The organism is Gelidibacter sp., assembly GCF_035515035.1.
Classification (GTDB): Bacteria; Bacteroidota; Bacteroidia; order Flavobacteriales; family Flavobacteriaceae; genus Gelidibacter.
The window spans coordinates 1-10,723 of sequence record NZ_DATJCA010000121.1; the positions used below are offsets into that span (position 1 = coordinate 1).

Annotated in this window: 7 protein-coding genes; 4 read left to right on the plus strand and 3 right to left on the minus strand. The window is 39.9% G+C overall.

Going from position 1 to position 10,723, the window contains the following annotated elements; all coding sequences use genetic code 11:
• The 4 genes from VLZ86_RS10525 to VLZ86_RS10540 all read left to right on the plus strand — a co-directional run.
• Positions 1-449 (plus strand): DUF4143 domain-containing protein (locus VLZ86_RS10525; RefSeq protein WP_325451084.1); only part of this gene is annotated, 449 nt, incomplete at its 5' end.
• Positions 450-452: 3 nt separating this feature from the next.
• Positions 453-3,596, plus strand: a complete 3,144-nt coding sequence (locus VLZ86_RS10530; protein WP_325451086.1) for an HsdR family type I site-specific deoxyribonuclease — start codon at positions 453-455, stop codon at positions 3,594-3,596.
• A gap of 145 nt (positions 3,597-3,741) precedes the next feature.
• Positions 3,742-5,259: a fibronectin type III domain-containing protein gene (locus tag VLZ86_RS10535; RefSeq protein WP_325451088.1), complete on the plus strand. Its 1,518-nt coding sequence runs from the start codon at positions 3,742-3,744 to the stop codon at positions 5,257-5,259.
• A 189-nt stretch (positions 5,260-5,448) separates the two neighbouring features.
• The gene (locus VLZ86_RS10540; protein ID WP_325451090.1) at positions 5,449-5,676 is read left to right on the plus strand and encodes a type I restriction enzyme endonuclease domain-containing protein; all 228 of its coding nucleotides are present in this window, start codon (positions 5,449-5,451) and stop codon (positions 5,674-5,676) included.
• 176 nt (positions 5,677-5,852) lie between these two features.
• On the opposite strand, the gene VLZ86_RS10545 is transcribed toward VLZ86_RS10540, so the two are convergent.
• The 3 genes from VLZ86_RS10545 to VLZ86_RS10555 form a co-directional block, all read right to left on the minus strand.
• Positions 5,853-6,932, minus strand: coding sequence for an efflux RND transporter periplasmic adaptor subunit (locus VLZ86_RS10545; protein WP_325451092.1), 1,080 nt, complete (start codon positions 6,930-6,932; stop codon positions 5,853-5,855).
• A gap of 18 nt (positions 6,933-6,950) precedes the next feature.
• On the minus strand, positions 6,951-10,121 hold the full coding sequence (locus VLZ86_RS10550; protein ID WP_325451094.1) for an efflux RND transporter permease subunit: 3,171 nt from the start codon (positions 10,119-10,121) through the stop codon (positions 6,951-6,953).
• A 10-nt stretch (positions 10,122-10,131) separates the two neighbouring features.
• Positions 10,132-10,723 (minus strand): TolC family protein (locus tag VLZ86_RS10555; protein ID WP_325451096.1); only part of this gene is annotated, 592 nt, incomplete at its 5' end.

The window sequence follows — 10,723 nt, forward strand, 5'->3', positions numbered from 1 at the left end:
CAAGTTTTAAAGTTTACCTTACCAATCCTTCATTACGCACGGCTTTATTTTCGCCCGTTAAAGAAATAGATGACGAAATGGGAAATATGGTAGAAACTGCGATACTTTCTCAATGGATGCATCGCGAAAATTTAGATTTAACCTATGCACGCTGGAAAGATGGTAGAGTTGAAGGTGAAGTAGATTTAGTTTTGGTTGATGATAAGAAATTTAAACCTGTCTGGGGAGTAGAAATCAAATGGAGCAATCGCTTTTATGACATGCCACAAGATTTAAATAGTTTGATTCATTTTTGTAAAGCCAACGCCTTGAATAGTGCTTTGGTTACTACGATTGATAAATTAGGAACAAAAGAGGTGAGCGATTTAAGTTTTACGTTTCTGCCTGCTTCTGTTTATGCCTATAATATTGGCGAAACAACTTTGAGAATTAAGTCTACAAGTTATTAAGCTATGAAATACACCGAATCTAAACTCGAACAATCGTTCATCGAACTTCTGCAAGCTGAAGCATACACTTATGTTTCTGGACAAGATATAGCACGTAAAAACAATCAGGAAGTACTTATTCGTCAGGATTTGTCTCATTTTTTATTGCGACAACACCCTGATTTAGAACCCATCGAAATTGAGGCTTTAACTAATGAATTGGCGTTTCAATCGGCTTCTAACCTTTACGATAGCAATAAATACATTTGTAAGTTGGTGGCTGATGGATTGATTTTTAAACGCCATAATCCGCTAAAGAAGGATATTCATGTCCGTTATGTAGATGTGAATCCTGAAACCTGTCAAGAGAACAATACTTACAAAGTGGTCAGTCAGTTTGAGATTCAAGGCAACCATTTGCGCATTCCTGATTTAATTCTTTATATCAATGGAATTCCGTTGGTCGTGTTTGAACTAAAAACGGTCATCGAAGAAGAGATTAAGATAAAAGCTGCTTTTGATCAACTCACTATCCGCTACCAAAGAGATATTCCTGAATTATTAAAATACAATGCGTTTTTGGTGATTAGTGATGGCGTAAATACCAAATCAGGAACCTTGTTTTCGCCCTATGAGTTCTTTTATGCCTGGAATAAAATTACTGGTTATGAAAACAAAGCTTTGGATGGGATTCCATCGATGTTCGCGTTGATTCAAGGAATGCTCAACCGAGAGCGCTTGGTCAATATCCTGCATCATTTTATTTTGTTTCCTGATAACAGCAAAAACGAAACGAAGATTTTAGCACGCTATCCTCAATATTACGCAGCGCTAAAATTGTATGACAATATTGTGCTACATCAAAAGCCAAAAGGCGACGGAAAAGGAGGAACCTACTTTGGTGCCACAGGATGCGGTAAGAGTTTTACCATGTTGTTTTTAACGCGCTTACTGATGCGTTCTACCAAAATGTCCAGTCCGACGATTATCATAATTTCCGATCGAACAGACTTGGATGACCAACTATCTAAAGATTTCACCAATGCCAAAGCATTTATTGGAGATGAGCACATTATAAATATAGAATCCCGAGTTCATTTAAGGAGTTTGTTGAAAGATAGAGAAAGTGGCGGTGTGTTTTTAACGACGGTTCAGAAGTTTTCAGAAGATACCGAAGTGCTAACCGAGCGCACGAATGTGATTTGTATTTCAGATGAAGCCCACCGATCACAAGTCAACTTAGATTTGAATATTAAAATTGATGAACGAGGGGTTCGTAAATCGTATGGCTTTGCGAAGTATTTACACGACTCTTTGCCAAATGCTACGTATGTTGGGTTTACTGGGACGCCAATTGACAAGACCTTGGATGTTTTTGGCCCCATTGTAGATGCCTACACCATGTTGGAATCGGTGGTAGATGAAATTACCGTGCGTTTGGTTTATGAAGGTCGTGCGGCACGTATTAATTTAGATAGCAATAAAGTTCAAGAAATAGAAGCTTATTACGAGCAATGTGTAGCAGAAGGTGCTTCAGAATATCATATTGAAGCCAGTCAAAATGCCATTGCAAAAATGGAAGTGGTTTTAGGCGATTCCGACCGAATCAAAGCCATTGCCAAAGATTTCGTAATCCATTATGAAGGTCGGATTGATGAAAAAGCAAGTGTAGCCGGCAAGGCTATGTTTGTATGCGCTTCGCGAGAAATTGCCTATAAGCTATTTAAAGAAGTCATTGCTTTACGTCCAGAATGGAATACCCCACAAATGGATGACAGCTTATCTGAAAAGGAGCAGAAAAAAATCAAACCGATTGAGCGTATCAAAATGGTCATGACACGTAATCAAGATGATGAAGCCGATCTTTATAATAGGTTAGGCACCAAAGAAGATCGCAAGGAATTAGACCGACAGTTTAAAGAAAAGCATTCTAACTTTAAGATAGCGTTGGTAGTTGATATGTGGCTGACAGGTTTTGATGTGCCATTTTTAGATACCATCTATATTGATAAACCATTGCAGACACATAATTTGATTCAGACGATTTCGCGCGTGAATCGGAAGTATGAAGGCAAGAACAAAGGTTTGGTTGTGGATTATATTGGTATCAAGAAAAACATGAAGAATGCCTTGGGTATGTACAACCAATTTGCTGATGATGACTTTGAAGATATTGACAAAGCGATCATATTGGTTAAAGACCAAGTGGATTTATTGAGACGCTTCTTCCATAAATTCGATTCCACAGATTATTACAACGGCTCAGCCTTAGAGCAACTGAATTGCTTAAACCGTGCAGCCGAATTGGCTTTAATGAATGAAAAGTCGGAACAGTTTTTTGTTGAAGTCACTAAGAAATTAAAAGCATCCTATAATTTATGTTGTAGTGCCAATGCTTTTACTGCCAATGAAGTTGATGAGATACATTTCTACTTTGCTATTAAATCAATCGTCGTAAAACTGACGAAGGGCGAAGCGCCTGATACCGAACAAATGAACTTGAAAGTTGCTAAAATGGTGGAAGAAGCGATTTTATCTGAAGGCGTAGAGGAGATCTTTAAATTGGATGACGAGAAAGCCAATGCTATTGATTTATTTAGCGATCAGTTCATCAATCGAATCAATGAACTAGAATTCCCAAATACTAAGATTAAAATTTTAGAACGTTTACTAAAACAAACCATTGAAGATTTTAAGAAAGTCAACAAAATTAAAGCCGTAGCATTCGGTGAACGTTTGCAAGGGATTGTTCAGAAATATAACGAACGTAGCGAAGTCGATTTGTTGGACTATCAAAAAATTACGGAACAGACCTCAGAACAAATGCTGGATTTAATTTTTGCGCTGCGTCAAGAAATGGCATCTTTTGAAGACATGGGGATCGATTATGAAGAAAAAGCTTTTTACGATATTCTTATTGCCGTAAAGGAGCAGTTTGCATTTGAGTATCCTGATGATAAAACTTTAGAGTTGGCAAAAGCCATTAAAGCGATTGTAGATGATAAGACGAAGTATACAGATTGGAGCGACAGAGAAGACATCAAAGCCGAATTGAAGATGGATATCATCGTTAAATTGGCTGAATTTGGATATCCACCGGTGACGATGGAAGCAGTTTATAAAAACGTGTTGGAACAGGCTGAGAATTTTAAGAGGAATAGGATTTAAGGAAATTTCTTATAACGTGTTGTATAATGCAAAAAAACGAGTTTCTTTGAGCATAATTGGTTTGGCCGTTAATGGACAAACAACTGAGAATTACAGATTGTTAAATTTTATTGTTTAAAAGTGAATTAACTTACATCAATCTCAAATGAAAATACATTTTTGTCTGGTTATCTTTCTTTGTCTATTAATGAATTGTTCTAAGGATGATTCCGTAAACATTATCGACAAAGTTGAAGAAGAGATTAATTTACCTCCAAGTAAATTTAGTATAAGTGTTTTAGAAATCTCAGATAATAAAGTGAAAATAAGTTGGGATAAATCGATAGATCCCGAAAGCGAAATTGTTACTTATTCGGTAATACTTAACAATGAGATAAAAATAGAAAACACGGTAGAGAATGAGTACACATTAACTAATTTAAGTGAATTGTCTGAATATACATGTAAAGTTATCGCAAAGGACAATAAAGGCAATATGACCATTGAAGAAGTAAGCTTCACAACTAAAAAATACTATTTAAAATTTCTGAAAGAATTTTATACAGGAGACAGTGAGGCAAATAGTACCATAGGTCCTACCAATATGATAAGAACAAAGAATGGGGATTATGTTATTACGGGGAGCTCATCCAAACCAGATGGTAGTGGATCTCAATCCTATATTTTAAGAATAGATAAAGAGGGTAACAAGATTTGGAAATATTTTTATGGAAACGAAGTAAATCCAGGTGCCACATTTAAAATCACAGAATTAAAAGACGGTGGTTTCGTTCTTGCTACATTTCATCTTATTATGAAATTTGATGAATTTGGTAATAGAATATGGAGTGTCGAAAACGAAGGTTACATAAATCGAAGTCACACAACGTCCATGTTAACCTATGGAGAAATGTATTCTGCAAAAGAAGATTCCCAAGGGAATATCTTTGTTGTCGGATGGAGGGGCCCAACTTTTTTTAGTAATGAAATTTTACATTATGGAGTGCTTACTAAAGTGAGTAGCGATGGTCAGATAATTTGGGACAAAGAATTTATATACTCCTATTTAAGCACTTTTAATGATCTTATCATAGAATCAAACGATGATGTAGTAATTCTAGGAACAATAGAAACAGCGGGTGCAACTAAGGAGAAAGTGATCGAACAAGGTTCGTCTATCTTGGTAGTTGATACGTGGATTTTAAAAACCAATAATGATGGGAATATTATTTGGCAGAAAATTATTGATGGTTATGGTTATGGTTTTGCCACAGAAATAATTAAAACCCGAGACAATAATTATGCGACAGTAGGGTTTTCGTTGGGAGGTTATGATATAGGTTCAGGTTTAATCAGTAAAATTTCCTCTAACGGAGAGGAGATGTGGAGTGCAGGAATTCCGCTTTGGTCAGTTCTTTCTCTGGCCGAAACTTCAGATGGGGGATTTATTACAACAGGCCATATTGCCGGAGGCGGTTATGATGTTTTAGGAATCACAAAACTAACATCAACGGGAGTTGTAGATTGGAGTAAAACATATCAGCAATCGTTTACACATCTTCGTGGGAAATCTATTTTTGAAACACAGGACAATGGATTCATGTTTTGCGCTAGTTCTGCACAAAATTATGGTGGAGCAAAAATTTTAGTTTATAAAACTGATCCAGAAGGGAATTTTGAATAATTTTAATTTTTTTATCTCTGCATCAAATACTCAAAAGTTAAAATTCAAAAGATTTTATTATCCCATAGTTTCTCTTTAAAAACACACTTTGTGTCACATATGTACCACATAACTTCTGCAACCCCCTATAAACGTTAGGTTTTAAAATACTGCATCGTGAAATAAAATTGGTTTCTTGATTTTTTTGTTTTGCTTAAAATTAAACTGAATACAGTTTTAGAATTAGCAAAAGCGATTAAAGCGATTGTAGACGCTAAGACGACGTACACGGATTGGAGTGATAGAGAAGATATCAAAGCCGAATTGAAGATGGCTACCCTCGTTAAATTGGCTGAGTTTGGATATCCGCCGGTGACGATGGAGGCGGTTTATAAGAATGTGTTGGAACAGGCTGAGAATTTTAAAAGGAATAGGTAGGGGGCGTTTGCAAAACGCCCGTACGATGATGATGGGGGCGTATGCAAAACGGCCGTATGAAACGGCCGTTGATGATGATGATGATGATGATGATGGGGGGGGAAGGGGCGTTTTCGAAACGCCCCTACGAAACGCCCGTACGAAACGCCCGTACGAAACGCCCGTACGAAACGCCCCTACTCGGTAGGGCGTTGAACAATTGAATCGCCTTCTTTCAATTTTCCAAAAATTTCCGTGACTGTATCCAATCGAACGCCTTCCTTTATAGGAATACGTTGGATGTTATCTTGATTTTTGGTTAGCACAAACAATCCGGATTGTGTTTTTAGAATACTTTTTGGAGAAACCCAAAACGTAGGGTTTTGGCGCTTTAACTTCAAATGAACTTGGGCATATTCTCCACCGTTGAGGTTTTGATCCTCGTTCTTTACATCAAACTCCAAAGTTATCGCCCGGTTTTGTGAATTAATCATTTTTGAACTGCGAGAAAGATTGGCGTCAAAATACTTTCCAGGCTGTGAATTTACCGTGAAGGAAACTTCCATGCCGTCGTTTACAGATCCAGCATGTTTTTCAGGCAGTGCGATTTTTAATATTAAATTTTGTTCATCGGCAACACGAAAAACGGGTTGACCGGAACCCGGCCCCACCAGGGCGCCTTCCGAAACATTCCGTTCTGTAATCACACCATTAAAAGGAGCAACTACTTGAAGGTATTTTTGCATTTGGGCAGTGTGCCCTGTTTGTGCCTGGGAAGACGCGTAGGCCGATTTTGCGCTGTTCATAGCACTTTTTGCCCGATCCAATTCGATGGCGGCTACAGCTCCTTCGGTTTTGGCGGCTTCTTGCAAACGCTCTAAATTTTGTTGAGCATATAGATAATCGCTATGGAGTTTCTGTTCGGAAGATCGGTCTGATATTAATTGTTGATCCATTTCCGGTGCTTCTAAAACCGCCAAAAGCTGTCCTTTCTTTACGGAACTGCCTATGTCTACATATAATTTTTTTACAAACCCGTTGACCTTGGCATAAAGGGAGACTTGCTCGGCGGGCTCCAATTCGCCAGAAACAACAAGTTCATATTCAGGATGCATTTGAGCAATTGGTTGCGTTACAATTGCCTGTTTTGCAGGAGTTTTGATAGTCTCTGCCGTGGCCTTGTGTTTCGACTCTGAATTGGAACAGGAAGCCAGTGTCAAAGTCGCTAGAATGGTTAGAAAGGCTAGGGTTTTTATAGATTTAAAATTGAGTTTCATATTTGTAAATGATTGTGGTTATAATTGAGTTTCTAAATAATATTCGCTGTCTTGATCATCCGGATCCAACGAGACACTTTTTACAGTGGCACGCGACATTACGGATGAATAAAAATGGGGGATGAGCAATAGGATAGTGATGGATGATCCTATCAATCCGCCAATGACCGCTCTTCCCAAAGGTGCTGCTTGCTCGGAACCTTCGCCAATGCCAATGGCCATTGGAAGCATTCCCGCAAACATTGCCACAGCGGTCATCAAAATTGGTCTTAAACGTGCTGCGGATGCCAAGCGGGCGGCGTTTTCTGGTTTCAGTAACAACTTCCTTCGATAAAATTCGCCTTGATCCACCAGTAAAATGGTGTTGGAAACTGAGACGCCTATGGCCATAATGATGCCCATATAGGATTGTAAGTTAAGTGTGCTTCCGGTTAAATAAAGTACCAACAAACTTCCAGCAAATACTGCGGGTGCGACGGACAAAATAACCATTGGCACTTTAAAGGATTGGTAGTAGGCAGCCATCATCAGGAATATAGCGACGAGGGCTACTGCCAATCCCGACATCAAACTGCTCATGGTTTCGTCCAATAAGTTCATTGTGCCTTCTGTCCAGACGGTGACGCCGCGGGGTGGTTCTCCTGCTTGTTTAATGGCTTCTTTGACTGCTGCCGAAGCAGAACCCAAATCTTTATTATGAATATTTGCGATTAAGGTTACATACCTATTTGGGCCTTTTCTGTTGACCTGTGCCGGTGCGGTGGAGTGGCGAATGTTTGCCACATCTTCCAACACTGGGCGTATGTTTCCTTTTTTTACGGGCATTGAGCGCAGTTGGGTTTCCGAAAGGATCTCTGAATACGGAATTTCTACTTGTGTTTGGAATGGCAATCCTGATCGGGGATCAATCCACATGTTTTTATTGGTAAACCGTGTCGATGAGGTGGCCGCCACTAAATTTCGAGTGATGTCATCTACGCCCAAATCAAATTGGCCGGCCAGATCTCTGTCGATATCGATATTCAGGACCGGATAGTCTATCTGTTCAGCGATACGGATGTCTCGTAGGAAATCTACTTTGTCTAGATGCACTTTTATTTGATTTGCGAAACCAGCAGCCTGCTTTAATTGTCGCGCGCCCACTTTAATTTCAATAGGCGTCATTGCACCCTGCCCCATAATTTTTTCTGTAAGTTCCATGGGTTCGAAATTGATGGATGCCTCGGGGTATTTTTGGGCCACGGTTGCTCTCAACTTTTCACGGATTGCATCTATAGATCCCGAATAGATGTCTTGATCTACAGATACTTCAAGAACCGCTTGGTCTGAAGAACTTGTAAATAAAAATATCGGGTTGATCGGGTTGTTGGGTGATTGTGGTCCCACAAAACCGGAAGTAATAGAAACTGCACCTTCGGGAAGTATTTCTTTGATATCCGCAATTACATTGTTGAACAATTCTTCTGTTTTCTCCAAACGGTCTCCGGCAGGCGCTTGTATCCTCAATTGGAAATCGCCACTATTAGAAGTGGGCATCACGTCTGTTCCAACGCGGTTAATGAGTAATGCTACAATGGTTCCAGAAGCGATGAGATATACAAAAAACAACGGCATTGAACGTGGAAACCATCTTCTAAGTGTATAGGAATACCGTACTCTGAATTTGTCGAAAAAGGCGCGTTTCCGTTTAGAAAGTTGCACTGTATTATCGGGTATTTTAATCATCCAATTCGCCAAAATTGGCACAAAGGTCTGGGAGGAAATAAACGAAGCGATCATCGCGAATGCAACCGCCAAGGATAGTGGCAAGAACATATCTTTTGATATTCCGGACATAATAAGTGTAGGGGTTAATACAGCTAAAATGCTAAGCAGGATTAACAGCTTAGGAATGGAAATTTCAAAGAGTGCATCTAGAATGGCCCGCTGCTTTTGCTTGCCTACCTCCATATGTTGATGGATGTTTTCTATGGTCACCGTGGCTTCGTCCACTAAAATGCCAATGGAAAGTGCCAAGCCGCTCAAGGTCATAATATTTAGAGTCTGCCCCATCAGATAGAGCACTGAAATTGCGGCCATTAGTGAAATGGGAATGGTAAGCACTACGATTAGTGCCCCGCGTAAATCTCCTAAGAAAAGTAAGACCACCAGTCCAGTCAATATGGCTCCCAAAAGCCCTGAGATTTGTAGATTGGTCAAGGAGGTTTTAATGTATTTAGATTGGTCAAATTCATAGCGCACGCTCATATCTTCTGGCAGCATATGCTCAAAATCCTTTAAGCTGGCTTTTACGTTTTGTACCGCATCTAAGGTAGAGGCATCTGCTTTTTTAATCACTGGGAGATAAACTGACCGGTTTCCGTTAACCATGGCGTACCCATAAGTCATATCGGCCTCGTCTTGCACGTCGGCAACGTCGCGAACGTAAATAGTTCGACCATGGATAGTTTTAATTGGTGTATTCAAAAATTCTTCAGGGCCCTTAGAAAGTGAATTGATGGGCGCCATCATATTTTTATCGCCTATCCTTAAATTTCCTGCCGGCGAAGGCAAGTTGCTTTTGGCAATGGCGATGGTTACGTCCTCAGTGCTCAGGTTATTAGCTCGGAGCAAGTTAGGATCTGCATTGACTACAATCGTTCGTGCACTTCCTCCAAAGGGTGCTGGTGCGGAAACTCCAGGAACGTTTACGAGCATGGGACGGATTTTTGTCAATACTTCAGTCTGAATTTCGTTGATGGAGCGCTGATCACTTTCAAAAACTAGTTTTCCGACCGGTAGTGAACTTCCATCAAAGCGGACCACCATTGGGGGTACAGCGCCTGGCGGAAGAAAACCCATTGCCCGAGAAACGGAGGTGGACAGCTCTGCAGCAGATTGCGCCATATCGGTTCCGGGATAAAAGGTGAGTTTCATTAAGGTCAGTCCTTGGATGCTTTTAAAATCCATTTCTTTCACTCCACTCACAAAGAGTAACACTTTTTGGAATTCATTGGCCATAAAGCCGTCCATATATTCAGGCGACAAACCACCATAAGGCATGGCTATATAGATGGCAGGGGATTCCACTTCGGGAAAAATATCTACGTTTATTTTTTGGACTGCAATGACTGAAAAGAATACAATGGCCAGAATTGCCACCATAATCGAGATGGGCTTTTGCAGTGCAAATCGAATTAAATTATTCATTATTTTTTATTTAAAGATTATTAAACACATGTGAAAAATCGGCCATCAACTCTGCTTCGGAAGCCATGAGCATCCAAAAGCCAAAGGCAGCCTCTATGTGCTTATTTTCAGCCTGCTCCAGTAAAATTTGGATTTGTAGTAGATTGCTCAAATCCATCAACCCACTTTTATAGCGCGATAAATACATTTGATAAGCGTCCTTTGCTTGTTGTTGCGCCTCATTGGTTTTTTCAACTTCCACATATTGTCTGGATAGTTTATTTTGAATGGCTGCCAATTCCGCCTGCATTTGCTGTTTGTATTGTTTATGGCGATGGCCTTCGCTTTCGGCTTGTTTTTTAAAACTTCCGGCACGTTGTTTTTGGGTGTATAGGTCAGAAATATTCCAAGTAATGCCCACGCCTACCAAGCCGTTGGAGACAGAGTTTGAAAATCCGTCGTTCCAGTTATCTGAAACGGTGCCGTCATTTCCAATTCCTACACCGCGATAGGCATATCCTCCAATGAGCTTTAAGGACGGCAAAGCTGCCCTCGCCTCGCTTTTCCCTCGATAATCCAAACTTTTTCGCTGTTCTTCAAGAGCAGTTAATAGTGGATGGGTA